The sequence below is a fragment of the Streptomyces marinisediminis genome (assembly GCF_026262575.1).
GTDB classification, from domain to species: Bacteria; Actinomycetota; Actinomycetes; order Streptomycetales; family Streptomycetaceae; genus Streptomyces; species Streptomyces marinisediminis.
Genome location: NZ_JAPKFL010000003.1, coordinates 169,380 through 186,327 on the forward strand (window position 1 = coordinate 169,380; position 16,948 = coordinate 186,327).

The window sequence follows — 16,948 nt, forward strand, 5'->3', positions numbered from 1 at the left end:
GGGCGGACCGCCCGGCGGCCACAGGCCGCCAGACGGCGGCCGGCCCGTGGCGGACGGCGGTCAGCCGCCGGGGGCCGCACGCCGCACGCCGTCCGGTGGCGCCGCGCCACGGCCGTCAGCCGTCAGCCGTCAGCCGTCAGCCGTCAGTCGTCGTCGCGACCGTCGCGGCCGCCGGTGAAGAAGCCGCCGATCGGGTTGTCGTCCCCGCCGTCGCCGCCGTCCCCGCCGCCGTCGCCGTTTCCGCCACGGGGCACCGTGGTCAGCGTGACCAGGGAGCCCTTGTCCAGCGCCGTGCCGGGGGCCGGGTCCTGGGTGACCACCGTCGCGCGGCCGCCCTGCGCTCCCTGCACGCGCACCTGGAACTCGGCGTCCTCCAGGATCTTGCGGGCGTCCTTGAGCTCCCGGCCCTGGATGTCGGGCACCTGGACCTGCTCCACCTGCGGGGCCTTGGCGACCGTCAGGGTGACGGTGCTGTTCCGCTCGGCCTGGGCGCCGCCCTCCGGGGACTGGCCCAGCACCGTGCCGGGCGCCTTGCCGTCGGTCTCCTCCTCCTCGACGCTCACCTGGAAGCCCGCCTCCGTGAGCTGCTGGGTGGCCGCGTCGACGCTGCGGTCGATCACCGGCGGCACCGTGCGCGTCTCGGTGCGGACGACGGACAGGGTGATGCGGGTGCCCGGCTTGGCCTCCTGGCCGCCGGCCGGGTCCTGCTCGACCACGGTGCCCTCGGGCTCGCTGGAGGAGGCGACGTCCTTCTGCTCGACGGTGAAGCCCGCCTCCTGCAGCTCCGACTGCGCGGCCGCGATGTCGTCGCCGGTGACGTCCGGCACCGCCACCGGCTCCGGGCCGTCGGAGAGGATCAGCTCGATCGTGTCACCGCGCTGCACCTCGGTCTCGGCGGCCGGGTTCGTCTCGCAGACGGTGCCCTCCTCCTCGTCGCAGTGCTTGGAGGCACCCTCGGTGGTCCGCAGCCCCACGTTGTCGGCCCGCTGCGCGGCCTCCTCGACGGTGAGTCCGGACAGCGTCGGCACGGCGACCGCGTCGTCGCCGCCGCCGCTGAAGACCACCTTGCCGATGAAGATGGCGCCGATCAGGATCAGCACGCCCGCGATGACGAGCAGGATCGTGGAGAGCTGGCTGCCGCGCCGCTCCCGGCGCCGCCCGCGCGGTTCGTCGTAGCCGTAGCCCCCGTCGTCGTCGCGCATCGGGGGCAGCATCGTGGTGTGGCCGCCGTTCGCGGCGCGCAGCGCCTGGGTGGGCCGGTCCTCGGGGTGCCCCGGGTAGCCGACGCCGTAGCCCGCGGCGCCGAGCGCGGCGGTGGCGCCGACGGGCTGGCCGTCCAGGCTCGCCTCGATGTCGGCGCGCATCTCGTCGGCGCTCTGGTAGCGGTAGTCCGGGTCCTTGGCGAGCGCCTTGAGGACGATCGCGTCCTGCTCCGGCGTCACCTCCGGGTCGAAGGAGCTCGGCGGCTGCGGCTCCTCGCGCACGTGCTGGTAGGCCACGGCGACGGGCGAGTCGCCGACGAACGGCGGCCGCACCGTCAGCAGCTCGTACAGCAGGCAGCCGGTGGAGTACAGGTCGCTGCGCGCGTCGACGGTCTCGCCCTTGGCCTGCTCCGGGGAGAGGTACTGGGCGGTGCCGATGACGGCGGCGGTCTGCGTCATCGTCATGCCGGCGTCGCCCATCGCGCGGGCGATGCCGAAGTCCATCACCTTGACCTGGCCGTTGCGCGTCAGCATGACGTTGGCGGGCTTGATGTCGCGGTGGACGATGCCGTTGCGGTGGCTGTACTCCAGCGCCTGGAGGATGCCGACGCACATCTCCAGCGCCCGTTCGGGCAGCAGCTTGCGGCCCGAGTGCAGCAGCTCGCGGAGCGTGGAGCCGTCCACGTACTCCATGACGATGTAGGGGATCGAGATCCCGTCGACGTAGTCCTCGCCGGTGTCGTACACGGCGACGATCGCCGGGTGGTTCAGCGACGCGGCCGACTGCGCCTCGCGGCGGAAGCGGGCCTGGAACGTGGGGTCGCGAGCGAGGTCGGCCCGCAGGGTCTTGACGGCGACGGTCCGGCCCAGACGCGTGTCGTGGGCCAGGTAGACCTCGGCCATGCCGCCGCGGCCGAGCACCTGGCCCAGCTCGTACCGGCCGCCTAGGCGACGCGGCTCGTCCATATCTCCAGCCCTCTCCGTTCGTCCGGGCCACACCGGTGTGGGGCCCGGCGGCGTGCTGCTCGCCATACCGTACCTGCCGGGTGGGGGCGCTCCGGACGGTGTCCGGGCGCCCGGTCGCGGCCGCGCACGGTCAGCTCCGGCCGTCCAGGACGGCCCGCATGACGTCCTTCGCGATCGGCGCGGCCAGCCCGCCGCCCGAGATCTCGTCGCGCTGGGCGTTGCTGTCCTCGACCACCACCGCGACCGCGACGGGTGAGCCGCCGTCCGTCATGGCGTAGGAGATGAACCACGCGTAGGGGCTCTCGCTGTTGTCCACGCCACGCTGGGCGGTGCCGGTCTTGCCGCCCACGGTGACGCCGTCGAGCCGGCCGTTGGTTCCCGTGCCGTTCTCGACGACGTTCTCCATCATGTCCTGGAGCTTGCCGGCGTTGGTCGCGGACAGCGGCTGGCCGAGCTCCTCCGGCTCGGTCTGCTCCACGACGCTGCGCGGGCCCTCCAGGCGGTCCACCATGTAGGGCTTCATCAGCTTGCCGTCGTTGGCGATGGCGGCGGTGACCATGGCCATCTGGAGCGGCGTCGCCCGGTTGGAGGCCTGCCCGATGCCGGCCTGCGCGTTCTGCGGCTGGTTGTCCTCGGGGTAGACGCTCTCGGCGCTGCGGATCGGTACGAAGTGCTCGGTGTTGTAGCCGAACTTCTCGGCCACCTCGATCATCTTCTCGTTGCCCAGCTCGTGGCTGATCCCGGCGAAGGTGGCGTTGCAGGAGTACTGGAGCGCGACCTTCAGCGTCGCGTCGTCGCACGGCGGGCTGCCGTAGTTGCTCAGGGTGTCGGTGGACTGCGGGAGCTGGTACGGGTCCTCGATGCCGGAGGGCTTGTCGATGTCGTAGCGGCCGCTCTCCAGCGCCGCCGCCGCGGTGACCACCTTGAACGTCGAGCCCGGCGGGTAGGTCTCGCGCAGCGCCCGGTTCAGCATGGGCTTGTCCGGGTCGTCGTTGAGCGCGACCCACTTCTTCTCGTCCTCCTTGGAGTTGCCCGCGATGGCGGACGGGTCGTAGGAGGGGGTGCTGGCCAGGGCGAGGATGGCGCCGGTCTGCGGGTCGATCGCCGCGACGGCGCCCTTCTTGTCGCCGAGCCCCTCGAACGCCGCGCGCTGGGCCTCGGCGTTCAGGGTGGTGACGACGTTGCCGCCCTCCATCGGCTTGCCGGTGAGCATGTCGATGGTGCGGTTGAAGAACAGCCGGTCGTCGGTGCCGGTGAGGAACTCGTCGTAGACGCCCTCCAGCATCGAGGTGCCGAACGCCTGGGACGCGCGCCCGGTGACCGGCGCCCACACGGGGCCGTTCTTGTGGGTGCGCTTGTACTGGTAGTCGCTGCCGTCGGTCTCGGTGGAGCCGGTGACCGCCTTGCCCTCGACGATGATGTCGCCGCGCGGGTGCGCGTAGCGCTCGACGGCGACGCGCCGGTTGCGGTCGTCGCTCTGGAGCTCGTCGGCCTGCACGAACTGCACCCAGTTGACCCGCACCAGCAGGGCCATGATCAGGATGCCGCAGAAGACGGCGATCCTGCGGAGCGGCTTGTTCACGGCCTCACCACCTGGGTCATCTCGACGTCGGGACTGGGCGCGGGGGCCGGCGCCGGGCGGCGCGCGGTGTCGCTGATCCGCAGCAGGATGGCGAACAGCGCCCAGTTGGCGATGACCGAGGAACCGCCCTGCGCGAGGAAGGGCATCGTCATGCCGGTCAGCGGAATGAGTGCGGTGACGCCGCCGGCGACGACGAACACCTGGATCGCGAAGGCGCCGGACAGGCCGACGGCCAGCAGCTTGCCGAACGGGTCCCGGGCGGCCAGCGCCGTGCGGATGCCGCGCTCGATGAGCAGCCCGTACAGCAGCAGGATCGCCATCATGCCGGTCAGGCCCAGCTCCTCGCCGACGGTGGCGAGGATGTAGTCGCTCTTGACGGCGATGCCGCCGATGAAGCGCGAGTAGCCCTCGCCGAGCCCGGAGCCGAACAGGCCGCCGGAGCCGAAGGCGTACATCACCTGCGCGGTCTCGGTCACGTTGCCGTTGACCGTTTCCAGCGGGTTGAGCCAGTTGTGCACGCGGCTGGCGACGTGGCTGTTGAAGGAGGCCACGAACACCGCGCCGGCCGCGGACAGCAGCAGGCCGAACAGGATCCAGCTCGTGCGCTCGGTGGCGACGTAGAGCATCACCACGAACATGCCGAAGAACAGCAGCGAGGTGCCCAGGTCGGTCTCGAAGACCAGGATGAGCAGGCTGAGCGCCCAGATCGCCAGGATCGGGCCCAGGTCGCGTCCGCGCGGCAGGTAGATGCCGAGGAACCGGCGGCTGGCGAGGGCGAGCGCGTCCCGCTTGACCATGAGGTAGCCGGCGAAGAAGACGGTGATGATGATCTTCGCGAACTCGCCGGGCTGGAGCGAGCCGACGCCGGGGATCGTCACCCAGATCTTCGCGCCGTTGACGGCCGGGAAGAACATCGGCAGCGCCAGCAGCACGATGGCCGCGGCCATCGAGATGTAGGTGTAGCGCTGGAGGATGCGGTGGTCCTTGAGGAACACCAGCACCGCCAGGAACAGGGCGACGCCGACGGCCGACCACATGAGCTGGCCGGGTGCCGCGTTCAGCGGTTCCACGCGCGGTTCCTGGTCGAGCCGCCAGATCAGCACCAGGCCGAGCCCGTTGAGCAGGGTGCAGATAGGCAGGATCAGCGGGTCGGCGTAGGGGGCGAACTTGCGCACCAGCAGGTGGGCGACGGCCGCCAGCAGCCCGAGCCCGAGCCCGTACCCGACCATCCCGGCCGGCAGTGAGCCGTTCTTGGCCAGGCCGACGTTTGCGTAGGCGAAGACGGGGATGACGACGGCGAAGGCGAGCAGCGCGAGCTCGGTGTTGCGGCGGGACGGCAGTCCGCCGGCGGAGACCGTGCTCGTGCCTCCGGTGGTGTTGGTGCTCATCGGTTCAGGCCCCTCACGGCGTCCGGCACATCTTGGCGAGCCGCTTCTGCTCGTCGGTCAGCACGGGGCCGGAGTCCGGGTTGCGCGGATCGTTCGGGTCGTCGGCGGGCGGGTCGGCGGGCGTGGCGGCACCGCCGTCCTGGTCCCCCGCGCCCGGCTGGCGCTCGTCGGCCTCCCGGGTGGCCCGGTCGGCTGCCGCCTGCTGGTTCGCGACGATCTCGCACACCTCGGCCTGGTCGCCCAGCTCCTCGATCTTGTCCTGGGCCTGGTCGAGACTGCCCATGGAGATGGTGTCCTTGACCTGGTTGCGCTGGTAGACCGGCAGGTACTTGAGTTCGATCCCGGTGCTCTCCTTGACCTCCCCCAGCTCCAGCGGGCCGAGCTTCTGGTTCAGGCCCTGGTAGAGCGCGACGGTCTCACCCTGCGCACCGACGTAGTACTGCTCCCGCGTCCACTTCCACGTCGCGTACAGCCCCGCGCCGAGCAGGCCGAGCGCCAGGACGACGAGCAGGCCGCGCTTGACCCAGCCGCCGCGCCCGCGGGGCTTGCGGAAGCCCTCGTCCTCCGGCGCGTACGGCTCGCCGGGGCCGGGCCGCCCCGCCTCCGGGGAGCCGGGTCCGCCGGGGGCCGGGCCGCTGCCGGGCGGGCCGAAGCCCTCCGGTCCGCCCGCGCCGGGCTGCTGCTGCGGCACCGAGCGGCTCAGCTCCGCCGCGCGCGAGGCCGGGGTGGTGGGCGCGTCGGCACCGCCGGGCGGGTTCTGCGTCTCGGCGACGGCGCCGACCACGACGGGGGTGTCGTTGAGCTGGCGGGCCAGGGTGTCGTTGCCGTCGACGTGGAGGACGTCCGCGACGATCACCGTGATGTTGTCCGGGCCGCCGCCGCGCAGCGCGAGCTGGATCAGCTCCTCGACCGCCTCGTGCGGGCCCTGGTGGGCGCCGAGCGTCTCCTCCATCGTCTGGTGGCTGACGACGCCGGAGAGGCCGTCGGAGCAGATCAGGTAGCGGTCACCGGAGCGCACCTCGCGGATCGACAGGTCGGGCTCGACCCGGTCGCCGCTGCCCAGGGCCCGCATCAGCAGCGAGCGCTGGGGGTGGGTGGTGGCCTCCTCCTCGGTGATCCGTCCCTCGTCCACCAGCCGCTGCACCCAGGTGTGGTCCTGCGTGATCTGGGACAGGACGCCGTCGCGCAGCAGGTAGGCGCGGCTGTCGCCGACGTGCACCAGGCCCAGGCGCTGGCCCGTCCACAGCAGCGCGGTGAGCGTGGTGCCCATGCCTTCGAGCTGCGGGTCGTCCTCGACCATGGCGCGCAACTGCTCGTTGGCGCGCTGCACGGCCTCGCCGAGCGAGGTGAGGACGTCGGAGCCGGGCACGTCCTCGTCGAGCTGGACGATGGTGGAGATCACCTCGGAGCTGGCGACCTCGCCGGCCGCCTGGCCGCCCATCCCGTCGGCGACCGCCAGCAGGCGGGGACCGGCGTAACCGGAGTCCTCGTTGTGGTCGCGGATCATGCCGTCGTGGCTTCCGGCGGCGAAACGCAGTGCCAGACTCATGCGCACCTCGCCCGTCGGCTCCGGATACATCCGCACGGTGCCCCTCCGGTCGTCATGTTCGTCTACTTCCGCAGCTCGATGACCGTCTTGCCGATGCGGATCGGCGCTCCGGGCGGAATCGGCGTCGGTGTGGTGAGTCGGTTCCGGTCCAGGTAGGTGCCGTTGGTGGAGCCGAGGTCCTCCACGATCCACTGGCCGTCCCGGTCCGGGTAGATCCTGGCATGCCGGCTGGACGCGTAGTCGTCGTCCAGCACGATCGTCGAGTCGTGGGCGCGGCCCAGGGTGATCGTCTGGCCCTGCAGGGCGACCGTCGTGCCGGTGAGCGAGCCCTCGGACACCACGAGTTTGGTCGGGGCGCCCCTGCGGCCGCGGCCGCCCCGGCCCGCGGGGGCCGGCTGCTGCGGCGGGCGGGCCGCCGGACGCTCCGGGCGCCCCGGCCGCGCCGCGGTGCGCTGGGTGACCCGGGTGCCGAACAGGTCGCTGCGGATGACCTGCACGGCCACGATGACGAACAGCCACAGTACGGCGAGAAAACCCAGCCGCATGACCGTCAGGGTCAGCTCTGACATTGCCCCCGCTTCACCCTTCGGCTTGCCGGTAGATGATCGTCGTGCTGCCCACGACGATCCGTGAGCCGTCGCGGAGCGTAGCGTGCGTCGTGCGCTGCCCGTCCACCACGATGCCGTTCGTCGACCCCAGGTCCTGCACCGTGACCGTCGGGCCGGTGCGGATCTCGCAGTGCTTGCGCGAGACGCCCGGGTCGTCGATGCGCACGTCGGCCTCCGTCGAGCGGCCCAGCACGAGGGTGGAGCGGGCGATCTGGTGCCGCGTGCCGTTGATCTCGATCCAGCGCCTGACCTGGTTCGCGGCCATCGGCCCGGGGGCGCCGTCCGGCGGCGGAGGCGCACCGCCCGGACCCCAGGCGGGCGGTGCGGGGCGGGGCGAGCCGCCGGGCATCGGCGGGACGCCGCCGGGCCGGCCGTCGGGCGGCGGGGGCTGGGAGCTGCTCGCGGCCAGCGTGCGGCTGCGCACCCGGTACAGGCCGGTGTCCAGGTCCTCGGCCTTCTCCAGATGCACCTTGACGGAGCCCATGAAGGTGTAGCGCTGCTGCTTGGCGTAGTCGCGCACCATTCCCGACAGCTCGTCGCCGAGCTGGCCCGCGTAGGGGCTGAGCCGCTCGTGGTCGGGGGCGGAGAGTTCCACGACGAAGTCGTTCGGGACGACGGTGCGGTCCCGGTTCCAGATGGTGGCGTTGTTGTCGCACTCGCGCTGGAGGGCGCCGGCGATCTCCACCGGCTGGACCTCGGACTTGAACACCTTGGCGAAGGTGCCGTTGACGAGACCTTCGAGTCGCTGCTCGAAGCGCTTCAGAACTCCCACGGTGCACCTCCTTCCCAACTTACGGTGTCGTAGTGCGCCACTACCCCGCGCAGGGCACAGCGACCGGTACTGCTTACTGATCGTATCCACGCGTCGGCCGGAGAGCTGGTTCCGCTTGCCCGACCGGTGCCCGGGTGTCACCTCTCACAAGCATCGTGCCCGCCGAATCGTTCCCCCGGATCGTAGAGGCGTCTCCCCGTCAGTGTCCCCCAACGGCGGCGGAGCCGGGGCCGCCGTCGGGGATGTGAGAGCACCGCCGGCAGCGTGCTAGTCTTCTGGGTGTCGGCAGGGAGCGGACGCGAACCGCCCGGAGAAACGGGTGAGGGAGCGAACATCCTGACGACAGCACCCATGCGCGGGTGGCGGAATAGGCAGACGCGCTGGATTCAGGTTCCAGTGCCCGAAAGGGCGTGGGGGTTCAACTCCCCCCTCGCGCACTCACAGAGACCCCTGTTGATCAGGGGTTTTTCTGTTTTTCAGGGTCGCGCGTGTCCAACCGCGCGACCAACGCGCCAGCGTCTTGGCTCGTGTCAGAACAGCTCTTGCCCAGCCCGACCCGGCTGGCGTTGTTGGCAGCCAGCTTCCTGGCCCCGTCTGCCCGGCTGTGCCCGTAGCGGGCCATCGTGTATCCGGGCGAGTGGTGGCGAACGTTCGCGGACACCTCGCCGGGATACTGTCCCGCCTCCAGGGCGTTGGTCACATGGCTGTGACACAGGTCATGGATGCGGAAGTCCTCCGGCAGCCGAAGCCGAGTGCGGAGCCTGTGCCAGCGGTCCGACACCTTCTCCGGGTCCTGCGGTCCGCCCGGCCCGGCTGTCCTCGCGAAGCCGGAAGCCGTCACGTGCGAAGACAGGCTCGTGGTCGGTCCACGCGGAACCGAGCCGCTCCGCCTCCGCGTCCAGCCGCTTCTTCTGGTGCTCGAGCGCGTTCGTCAAGGACTGGACGACGTAGATCACCGCGCTGTCGTCGCCGTCCTTGGCAGCGAACTACCACACGGGCCGCTTCTCCCTGGTGTCCGCGCTCAAAGCGGAACTGATCGTGAAGACTCCGGCCAACCGCAATCCCGGCAAGCCATGGACACAGGACGCACCCGTGGTGCAGCCGCCCGAGGCGAGGCCCGGCGCAGCGATCCGCATCGGCTACGCCCGCTGCTCCACGGCCAGCACGCGCCCGCCCCGCCCCAGCCTCAGAGGGAGCGGGAGAGGCCAGCACGGGGGGCGTACCGTGTGCCCCGAGGCGGCTCAGGTACCGGAGGCCGGAGCGGTGAGAGCTTCCTCAGCCAGCGCGTCCATCAGCAGTTCATCGCAGGGGTGGCCCCTCCAGTAGCCGGACTGACGGAGGCGGCCAGCGGGTTTGAACCCGGCCTTCTCGTACGCGGCGATCCCGGTCGCGTTGGGCTCCAGCACCTTCAGCCAGACCATCCGCAGCGCGGCGTACTCGAACGCCCACCGCAGCGTCAGGGCCGTCGCTTCCGTGGCAAGCCCTCTACCCCGCGCTTCGGGGGCGAGCAGGATGACGTACTCAGCGGTCCGGACCGCCGGATCGATCTGGAGAGACGTGAGGCCGACGGGGGTGCGGTCCTCGGTGGTGATCACCTCGAACTGGGGGAAGTCGCGGTTTCGTCCTGCCGCCTCCCAGCCGCCAGCGCGGACTTCCCACGACTGGGGGACCTGCGTACCGTAGCCCAGGATCGTGCCGGGGTCGTTCTCCCACCGGTGGTAGTCGGGCAGGTGGTCGCGGTCCGGCATGGCCAGGCTGACGCGCTTACCCGGGAGCAGGATGTTCGGGTCGGTCATCGGTACCTCTTCGATGTTGGCTCTGGTCCGTTGATGGGCGAGTAGTCACCAGTCTGAGCCGGTTCTTCGATGGGCTGGCCGTGAACGTCACAGATCCATGCGTGCATACGGATCGGGTCGGTCGCGACGCCGTGACGCCAGGCTCCCCCACGCCCGCCGGCCGCCAGCAGGAGCGCGGCTGCCGTGGACTCCTCCAGGCAGGCGACACGGGCAGGGAAGAGGCGCGCGGCCCAGCGAACCGAGCGGACAGCCAGGCTGGCGTGTGCCCGCGTCGGGGGCGGGAGGGCGCTGCCCGCTTCCGCCAGGCGCACCAGCCGACCGAAGCGCGTGCGCCGTGGTCCCAGCCAGCGCGCGGTGAGGGTGCCTGTGAGGAGCACGGTTGCCGCGATGCGCCACGACCACGGGGGCGGGGCGGGAAGATCCAGCCGGACGGATGACTCGCTTGTGCCCCAGGAGATTTCGGAGGCTCGGACCGTGACCGGGGCCGGAGCCTCGCCGCGCTCCAGAGAGCCGAGCCAGCGGGCCAGGGAGTCGCCGGTAAGGACCACGGTCGTTCCGGTCCGGTAGTTGACGACCACGCCCGCCTCTGCGGCCAGAGCGGTACGGGTATGACGACTCGGGGCGGGTACGTTCACGGCTTGTCCTCCCAACGAACCCTCTCGGTCGCGGTGTGGCTGACGCGTAGCCACAGCTCCGTGCCGAGGACTGGCTCGATCAGACCCCAGGGAACATCGACGCCGAGCACCGCCCGCCGGATAAGCGAGCGCAGGACTGCCGGGCGCACCAGCCCGAGGTCCGCCAGGCACCCGTCAGCCAGCTCAAGGACGCACGTCTGGTTGGCCCGTAGCCCGTGGTGGTGGTCCACCGCGAACAGCCCCTTGGAGCCGCGCCGCACTACCTCTCGGGGGAGGAGGTCGGTAACCGCGTCGCTCAGCAGCGGCTTGTACCTGCGGGCCGACCACCGCTCTGACGACGGGACCGACATCACAGCTTCGAGTACCCGGACATCCGTGAACGGGTTGTGCATCTCGATGCCGTACGCGCCGGCAAGTTGGTTCTCCGTCGCGGCCGTACGGCCGACGTACCGCGCTTCGCTGAGAAGGTGGCGATCGGCGTAGCCCAAGCCGTCAGTGTCGGTGTCCGCCGAGACAGCCGCCTTGGCCAGCGTGGTGGCCTGGTGGGTGAGCCAGGGCTTCGGGACCGGCACGCTCCCCAGCCGATCGGGCGCGCTCCAGGCTGCGGCTATGGCGGGCCAGGGGCTTGAACGGTAGAGGCGGCTCCATGCCTGAGCGTCACGCGCCAGCCGGAGAAGGCGACCCGAGTGGGCGAGGTCGGCCAGGTGGACCGGGGGAGGCATGAACAGGGAGTCACCCCCGTCCCCGGTCAGGTGCACCGACGCGCCTTCTTCGGCCAGTAGGGCGAATTGGTGGAAGAGTTGGGCGATGGTCACGGCGGACGGTGCCGGTTCATCGGTCAATATCAGGGCGTCCAGGTCGGTGAACGGCAGATGTTCGCGCCCGAGGGCCATGCATCGATGCCTGATGGACGGGAAGGCACGCGCCACCATCCGCGCATGGTCCACGTCCCCGCCCGACTCCCGGCCCTTAGGGTGGAAGGTGACTCCGACGACCGGTCCGCGCCGCGCGGCGTAGGCCGCCAGGGTGCTGGAGTCCAGGCCGCCGGACAGGTCCGAAGAGACCTCCCGTCCGGTCACCCGGATCAGGACGCCGTCCGACAGATCGAGCCGCAACCGGTTCACCGCCTCTGACCAGGCGGAGGAACCTGGACGCCAGTACAGCGAAGAGAACGGTGTCCCGTCTCGCGGAGCCGTCCACCGATGCCCCGGCTTGACCTGGGCGATGCCGGTCCAGGCCGACCGCCCCGGTGTCCAGGCCGTTGGGTCCGCGAGGTGAGCGGCCAACCAAACCGTGTCCGGACGACTCCCCAGCAGGGACGCGAGTGCGAGAGAGCTGGACGCCCAGACGGGTATGCCGGCGCTCGCGGCCACGTAGAGAGGGCACGAGCCTGCCGGGTCGGCCCACAGGGTGAACGAGCCCGCACCGTCGTCCAGAGCGAGGGCGTACGAGCCAGCCCAGGCCGTAGCCGCAGTGTCGAACTCCCGCAGGTCCGTACACCCGGCCAACCGTTGTAGCTCCGTATCCGTCGCGCCGCACGGGCCGAACACGGCCAGCCTCCGCCCACCGTCGCTCTCCGCCTGCCGCACCGTCGTTCCAACCGACCAGGCGTCTGGCTTCCGCCACAGGACACGAGCGCCCACGGGGCTCGGAGCCGGATGGGAAGGGGCGAGAGCCCCGCCAAACCAACGCATGCAGTCACCTCCTTTGACGAGAGGGAAGGGACGCGGCGGCACCTTCGCAGAGATGCCGCCGCCGGACGCTAGGCCCCGTAGGGCGAGCGCTTGTTCTCCACGCTGGAGTTGGTGTTGCCCTTCGTCAGAAGCGCCGCGTCCTCCAGGCTCACGACCTCCTCCACCGGCTCGGTGTCGAGCGCGGACCGGTCTTCCATGGTTCTCACCTCCATTCGGATCAGCAGGGCGTGGAGGGCGGGCTTCCCCGCCACGGTGGTACGACCTCCCCGGGTGTAGGCTGCGCGGCCCGGGAGGGGCTCGGGGCGGATCGCTTGGTGATCCGGCATGGTCTCTCAGGCAGTCGTTTCCTGGTCCGGCGCTGACCGCTCCACCGGGGGCGACGCGCGGGCGTCCTCCCTGATGTGCTGAGTCGCCGTGGTGCCGAGGAGGAACAGGGCCAGGGCGTTGCCCAGCAGCCAGGTCCCGGTCAGGGCCGTCCCCGAGAGATTCTGTCGTTCCCTGCGGTGGCGACCGACAGCCCTTCCTGCCGCGTGACCAGCGCCGTCCGTGCGGTCCTTCGCTGCCACGTCTGCGGCCTCCTTCCGTTCACTTCGGTGCCGCTGTGCGGTAGCTCCAAGAAAAGCGTCGAAAGGCCGCTCATCCCACGGCATCGATGCGGCAGTCTTGATGCACTTCCGTGCGTGAGGGCATGGCTGTGCGGGCCACGGGAAGGGGCGGCTATGGGCATGGCAGAACGGCGCAGGTCTCTCGGCTACAGTCAGGAGCAACTGGCTGAGTTGCTCGAAGTGGACCGCACGACAGTCGGGCGCTGGGAGAGCGGCAGAAGCACCCCTCAGCCGCCGCAGCGACCGGGCCTGGCGGACGCCCTCGACCTCACCCTGGACGAGCTTGACGCCCTTCTGGCGAAGCCGCAGGGAGCCAGCCCGGAGCGCGTGAGGCGAGTGCCCAGTGACCACCCGAGCGCGGGAGACCCCGACGAGATGATCCGCCGCGAATTCCTCCGTATCCTCACCGTCAGTGGAGCCCTCACGGCCTTGTCCGTGGACGAGGCCGAAGCCCTCGTGGATGGAGTGCGCCGGGGTGCGCCCGCCGACTTCACGCGCATGAACGACCACCTCTGGCAGGTCTACCAGCTCGCCCGCTCCAAAGGTTCCGTCTATCCCGTCGTCCGCGATCAGCTCTCGTCACTGGGCGAAGCCCTGGCGGACACCCGAGGCAACTCCCGACCGCTCCTGAACGCGGCAGCGGACCTCTTCCAACTGGCCGGAGAAGTCGCCTTCGACGCCAACCGGTACACCGACGCGGCAGCCTCGTACTCGATGGCCGCGTCCGTCAGCAAGGATGCCGGAGCCTTCGACCTGTGGGCCTGTGCCCTCGTGCGCCACGCCTACGTGGACGTGTCCGAGCATCGGTACCGGCAGGCGGCACAGATCCTTGGAGCGGCGGAGAGGCTGGCCACAAGGGGGGACAGCGCTCTCGCGACCCGTCACTGGGTCGCGGCTGTCCAGGCCGAGGCGTACGCGGGTATGGGAAACCTGGCCGCGTGTGAGCGCGCGCTGGACCAGGCCGAGCGGGTGATGGAGCTGACGACGGGCAGCCCCAACGGGGGCTGGTTGCGCTTCGACGGCACTCGGCTGGCCGAGGAGCGGGGAGCCCGTTACGTGCAGCTCGGCCGCCTCGACCTGGGGGAAGAGGCTTTGAAGAAGGCGCTGAACCAGACCGCGCTCGCCTTCGGGCAGTCGTACCGGCGCAGGGGCGCTGTCCTGGCTGACCTTGCCGCCGTCGGGGCGAAGCGGAGCGATCCCGAACAAGTCGTCGAGTACGGCCGCGAGGCCATCCGGTTGGCCCGAGCGTCATCATCGGGGTACGTCGCCCGTAGACTCCAAGCCCTGTGCGGGGAGTTCGGCCCCCTGAGCAGGGACCGCCGGGTCGCGGAGCTGGGGGCGGAGATCGCCACGCTGAGCACGCCGTGACGAGAGGGGTTGGCATGTCGCAGGTCGAAGGCGCACGAGTGTTTCGGGAAGCCTGGATCGAGGGAGTGCACCGCCACTACCCGGGGGAGCCCAAGCCCGGGTACGTCACCCCTTGGGAGGACACGCCACAGTGGGAGCGTGAGGCCGCAGGCGCCGTCTACGAACAGGTCCGCCAGTTCATAGAGACCAGCGGCGGCCACACCGCCAGGCTGTCCCGCGAGCAGAAGGGCCGGTTCGTGGCCGTGTGCTGGACGGCGCAGATGTTCAAGCACTTCGAGGACCCGAAGCCCGGGTACGTCGCTGACTGGCCCGACCTCCCGCCGTGGCAGCAGGAGACTGACGCCGACATCTTCGAGGTCATCGAGAAGTCCTGACCAGGAGCGGTGCCAGAAGGCTGGCCATGCGACCAACGCATGACCAACAGCCGGCCGAGACCGCCGGAAACAGCCGGCAAGAAGCGGAGAAACATCCGCCGACGTACCGCCTGTCGACGAGCGTTACCCCAGGTCAGAGCCGCCTTCCTGGTGGTGCGAGGCGAGAGTTCAACTCCGCACTCGCGCACACAGGACACCTCGGGTGTCCACCGCACCGACGGAAACGGGCGGCATCGTGATCACGATGCCGCCCGTTTCGTTGTGCCCGGACCTCGGCGCGCGGACGCCCGGCGCCCTCCGGGTCGCGCGCGGCCCGGTCGTCGGTGACCGGCACCGCAGCCCATGCGGGCGCCCTGCGACGGGGCATGGGGGTGGGCCCCGCGGAGCCGCACCCGCCGGGGTCCGCTGCCGTGGGCGGACCGGGTCGACGCGGTCGGCGCTTGGCTGTGCCGCGCGCCCCGGACTCCTCCGCGCGCGCCGGGGCGCACGAGGGCGGACTCGCCGTTGCGCGGAGCGGCGACGAGGTGGTGCACACCCTCGGCCCCGGCTGTGGCCGGTGGCGGCTGTCGCGGTCGGTGGGGCGGGGTGGCGGTGGGCTGGGATACTCGGCGGGTGCATGTGCTGGTGCTGGGGGGGACGGAGGAGGGGCGGCGGCTGGCCGGGGAGCTGGGGGCGGTGCCCGGGGTGCGGGTGACGTCGTCGCTGGCCGGGCGGGTGGCCGGGGGCGCGGTGCCGCCGGGTGCCGTGCGGGTCGGCGGGTTCGGCGGAGCGGCGGGGCTGGCGGTGTGGCTGGACGCGCACCGGGTGGACGCCGTGGTGGACGCCACGCACCCCTTCGCCGCGGAGATCAGCGGCAACGCGGTGCGCGCCGCACGGGAGGCCGGGGTGCCGCTGCTGGCGGTGCGCCGGCCGGGATGGCGGGCCGGGCCCGGGGACACCTGGGTGGACACGGACTCCCACGAGCACGCCGCGGCCGTGGTGCCGTCGCTCGGGGCGCGGGTGTTCCTCAGCGTGGGGCGGCAGCCGCTGGCGGCGTTCGCCGGGGTGGACGCGTGCTGGTTCCTGGTGCGGGCGGTGACGCCGCCGTCCCCGCCGCTGCCCCGGCACCGGGAGGTGGTGCTGGCGCGGGGCCCGTTCACGGTGGCGGGCGAGCGCGAGCTGCTGGCGCGCTGGGGCGTGCGGGTGGTCGTCACCAAGGACAGCGGTGGGGCGGCGACGGCGGCGAAGCTGACGGCGGCGCGGGAACTGGGGCTGCCGGTGGTCGTGGTGCGGCGGCCGCCGCTGCCGTCGGGGGTGCGCGCCGTCCCCGACGTCCCGGCCGCGGTGGCGTGGCTGCGCGGGCTGCCGCGCTGAGTGGGCGCTCGGCCCGCGCCCTGCGGTGCGGTGCGGTGCTGGGCGGGTGCTCCGCTCGGCGCGGGGGCACGTGCGGTGCGGCGTCGTGTCGAGCCGGGCGCCCGGTGGGTGTTCGTCCGCCGCGCGGGTGTGTGCCGGGCGGGCGCTCGGTGCGGTGCTCGGCGGGCCGGGCGGTGCGCCGGGTGGTCGCCCGGACGCCCCGCGTCGAGCGGGTGTGCGGGGGCGGTGCTCCGCACGGGGCGCGGTCACTCGCGAGGCGTGCGGCGCAGGAGGTAGGTGTCCATGATCCAGCCCTTGCGGGCGCGTGCCTCCTCGCGGCGGGCGGCGATGCGGGGCGCCGCCTGGGCCAGCGGGCCGGAGTCCAGCAGCTCGTCGGGCGTGCCGAGGTAGGCGCCCCAGTAGATGTGCAGGTCCGGGTCGTCGGCGTACCGGCGGAAGGTCTGGTGGGCGTCGAGCATGACGACCACGTCGTCGGCCTCCTCCGGCAGCCCCGCGGCCAGGCGGCGTCCGGTGGTGACCTGCACGGCGCCGCCGACCCGGTTCAGCCCCGTGCGGTGCCGGGCGGCGAGCGCGGAGACGGCGCTGATGCCGGGGATCACCTCGTGCTCGAAGGCGACCGTGCCGCGCGCCAGGACGTCGGCCAGGATGGCCAGGGTGGAGTCGTACAGCGCCGGGTCGCCCCACACCAGGAAGGCGCCGCACTCGCCGTCGGCCAGTTCGTCGCGGATGAGGCGTTCGTAGATGTCGGCGCGGGCCTGCCGCCAGTCGTCCACGCCCTGGGTGTAGGCGCCGGAGCGGTCGGCGGTGGGGGTGGTGCGGTCGCGCTGGGGGTCGCGGTCCTCGACGACGCGGTAGTCCGCGCGCGTCACGTGGCGCCGCAGGATCTCCTCGCGCAGCGCGATGAGGTCGCGTTTGGCGCGCCCCTTGTCGACGAGGAAGAACGCGTCGGCCTCGTTGAGCGCGCGCACCGCCTGCAGGGTGAGCTGTTCGGGATCGCCGGCTCCGATGCCGATCACCAGGATTCGTCGCACGGGAGGAGTCTGCCGCAGCCGCCGC

General features: G+C 71.7%; 16 protein-coding genes and 1 tRNA gene. 4 read left to right on the plus strand and 13 right to left on the minus strand.

Annotated elements, in window-relative coordinates; translation table 11 throughout:
* Positions 1 to 143: 143 nt before the first annotated feature.
* From pknB to OSB71_RS03765, 6 genes are all read right to left on the minus strand, one after another.
* Entirely contained in the window at positions 144 to 2,168 is a 2,025-nt protein-coding gene (gene pknB, locus OSB71_RS03740; protein WP_265944093.1) for a Stk1 family PASTA domain-containing Ser/Thr kinase, read from the minus strand.
* A 130-nt stretch (positions 2,169 to 2,298) separates the two neighbouring features.
* Positions 2,299 to 3,750 carry a peptidoglycan D,D-transpeptidase FtsI family protein gene (locus OSB71_RS03745; RefSeq protein ID WP_265944094.1) on the minus strand — a complete coding sequence of 484 codons (1,452 nt, stop codon included), beginning with the start codon at positions 3,748 to 3,750 and terminating at the stop codon, positions 2,299 to 2,301.
* Positions 3,747 to 5,138 carry an FtsW/RodA/SpoVE family cell cycle protein gene (locus tag OSB71_RS03750; protein WP_265944096.1) on the minus strand — a complete coding sequence of 464 codons (1,392 nt, stop codon included), beginning with the start codon at positions 5,136 to 5,138 and terminating at the stop codon, positions 3,747 to 3,749. Before OSB71_RS03750 ends, OSB71_RS03745 begins: the two co-directional genes overlap by 4 nt.
* Before the next feature lie 13 nt (positions 5,139 to 5,151).
* Positions 5,152 to 6,687 carry a Stp1/IreP family PP2C-type Ser/Thr phosphatase gene (locus OSB71_RS03755; RefSeq protein WP_265944098.1) on the minus strand — a complete coding sequence of 512 codons (1,536 nt, stop codon included), beginning with the start codon at positions 6,685 to 6,687 and terminating at the stop codon, positions 5,152 to 5,154.
* A gap of 62 nt (positions 6,688 to 6,749) precedes the next feature.
* Complete coding sequence (locus OSB71_RS03760; RefSeq protein ID WP_265944100.1) at positions 6,750 to 7,256, minus strand: FHA domain-containing protein FhaB/FipA; 507 nt, start codon at positions 7,254 to 7,256, stop codon at positions 6,750 to 6,752.
* 10 nt (positions 7,257 to 7,266) lie between these two features.
* Complete coding sequence (locus OSB71_RS03765) at positions 7,267 to 8,067, minus strand: FHA domain-containing protein (RefSeq protein ID WP_265944102.1); 801 nt, start codon at positions 8,065 to 8,067, stop codon at positions 7,267 to 7,269.
* A gap of 353 nt (positions 8,068 to 8,420) precedes the next feature.
* On the opposite strand from OSB71_RS03765, the gene OSB71_RS03770 reads away from it, so the two are divergent.
* Positions 8,421 to 8,504 (plus strand) — tRNA-Leu (locus tag OSB71_RS03770).
* A 20-nt stretch (positions 8,505 to 8,524) separates the two neighbouring features.
* Here the strand turns inward: OSB71_RS03770 and OSB71_RS03775 are convergent.
* From OSB71_RS03775 to OSB71_RS03800, 6 genes are all read right to left on the minus strand, one after another.
* Positions 8,525 to 8,908: a site-specific integrase gene (locus OSB71_RS03775; RefSeq protein ID WP_265944104.1), complete on the minus strand. Its 384-nt coding sequence runs from the start codon at positions 8,906 to 8,908 to the stop codon at positions 8,525 to 8,527.
* A gap of 400 nt (positions 8,909 to 9,308) precedes the next feature.
* Entirely contained in the window at positions 9,309 to 9,863 is a 555-nt protein-coding gene (locus OSB71_RS03780) for a GNAT family N-acetyltransferase (protein WP_265944106.1), read from the minus strand.
* On the minus strand, positions 9,860 to 10,552 hold the full coding sequence (locus OSB71_RS03785) for a lasso peptide biosynthesis B2 protein (protein ID WP_323055247.1): 693 nt from the start codon (positions 10,550 to 10,552) through the stop codon (positions 9,860 to 9,862). Before OSB71_RS03785 ends, OSB71_RS03780 begins: the two co-directional genes overlap by 4 nt.
* Positions 10,495 to 12,192 (minus strand): albusnodin/ikarugamycin family macrolactam cyclase, encoded by a 1,698-nt coding sequence (locus tag OSB71_RS03790; protein WP_265944109.1) that lies wholly within the window; start codon positions 12,190 to 12,192, stop codon positions 10,495 to 10,497. Before OSB71_RS03790 ends, OSB71_RS03785 begins: the two co-directional genes overlap by 58 nt.
* A gap of 68 nt (positions 12,193 to 12,260) precedes the next feature.
* Positions 12,261 to 12,389: an albusnodin family lasso peptide gene (locus OSB71_RS03795; protein WP_265944111.1), complete on the minus strand. Its 129-nt coding sequence runs from the start codon at positions 12,387 to 12,389 to the stop codon at positions 12,261 to 12,263.
* Positions 12,390 to 12,524: 135 nt separating this feature from the next.
* Positions 12,525 to 12,758 (minus strand): hypothetical protein, encoded by a 234-nt coding sequence (locus OSB71_RS03800; RefSeq protein ID WP_265944113.1) that lies wholly within the window; start codon positions 12,756 to 12,758, stop codon positions 12,525 to 12,527.
* Positions 12,759 to 12,911: 153 nt separating this feature from the next.
* Between OSB71_RS03800 and OSB71_RS03805 the strand changes: the two genes are divergently transcribed.
* The 3 genes from OSB71_RS03805 (at position 12,912) to OSB71_RS03815 (ending at position 15,892) form a co-directional block, all read left to right on the plus strand.
* A complete protein-coding gene (locus OSB71_RS03805; RefSeq protein WP_265944114.1) occupies positions 12,912 to 14,165 on the plus strand; it encodes a helix-turn-helix transcriptional regulator in 1,254 nt (417 codons plus the stop codon).
* Positions 14,166 to 14,179: 14 nt separating this feature from the next.
* On the plus strand, positions 14,180 to 14,539 hold the full coding sequence (locus OSB71_RS03810; protein WP_265944116.1) for a hypothetical protein: 360 nt from the start codon (positions 14,180 to 14,182) through the stop codon (positions 14,537 to 14,539).
* Between the two features lie 612 nt (positions 14,540 to 15,151).
* Positions 15,152 to 15,892, plus strand: a complete 741-nt coding sequence (locus tag OSB71_RS03815) for a cobalt-precorrin-6A reductase (protein WP_265944118.1) — start codon at positions 15,152 to 15,154, stop codon at positions 15,890 to 15,892.
* A 245-nt stretch (positions 15,893 to 16,137) separates the two neighbouring features.
* On the opposite strand, the gene cobF is transcribed toward OSB71_RS03815, so the two are convergent.
* The gene (cobF, locus tag OSB71_RS03820) at positions 16,138 to 16,923 is read right to left on the minus strand and encodes a precorrin-6A synthase (deacetylating) (RefSeq protein ID WP_265944120.1); all 786 of its coding nucleotides are present in this window, start codon (positions 16,921 to 16,923) and stop codon (positions 16,138 to 16,140) included.
* Positions 16,924 to 16,948 lie beyond the last annotated feature (25 nt).

Coding starts and splice junctions, on each gene's coding strand:
- pknB (WP_265944093.1), bottom strand. CDS start 2,168: ATGGACGAGCCGCGTCGCCTAGGCGGCCGGTACGAGCTGGGCCAGGTG.
- OSB71_RS03750 (WP_265944096.1), bottom strand. CDS start 5,138: ATGAGCACCAACACCACCGGAGGCACGAGCACGGTCTCCGCCGGCGGA.
- OSB71_RS03755 (WP_265944098.1), bottom strand. CDS start 6,687: ATGAGTCTGGCACTGCGTTTCGCCGCCGGAAGCCACGACGGCATGATC.
- OSB71_RS03760 (WP_265944100.1), bottom strand. CDS start 7,256: ATGTCAGAGCTGACCCTGACGGTCATGCGGCTGGGTTTTCTCGCCGTA.
- OSB71_RS03780 (WP_265944106.1), bottom strand. CDS start 9,863: ATGACCGACCCGAACATCCTGCTCCCGGGTAAGCGCGTCAGCCTGGCC.
- OSB71_RS03790 (WP_265944109.1), bottom strand. CDS start 12,192: ATGCGTTGGTTTGGCGGGGCTCTCGCCCCTTCCCATCCGGCTCCGAGC.
- OSB71_RS03795 (WP_265944111.1), bottom strand. CDS start 12,389: ATGGAAGACCGGTCCGCGCTCGACACCGAGCCGGTGGAGGAGGTCGTG.
- OSB71_RS03805 (WP_265944114.1), top strand. CDS start 12,912: ATGGGCATGGCAGAACGGCGCAGGTCTCTCGGCTACAGTCAGGAGCAA.
- OSB71_RS03810 (WP_265944116.1), top strand. CDS start 14,180: ATGTCGCAGGTCGAAGGCGCACGAGTGTTTCGGGAAGCCTGGATCGAG.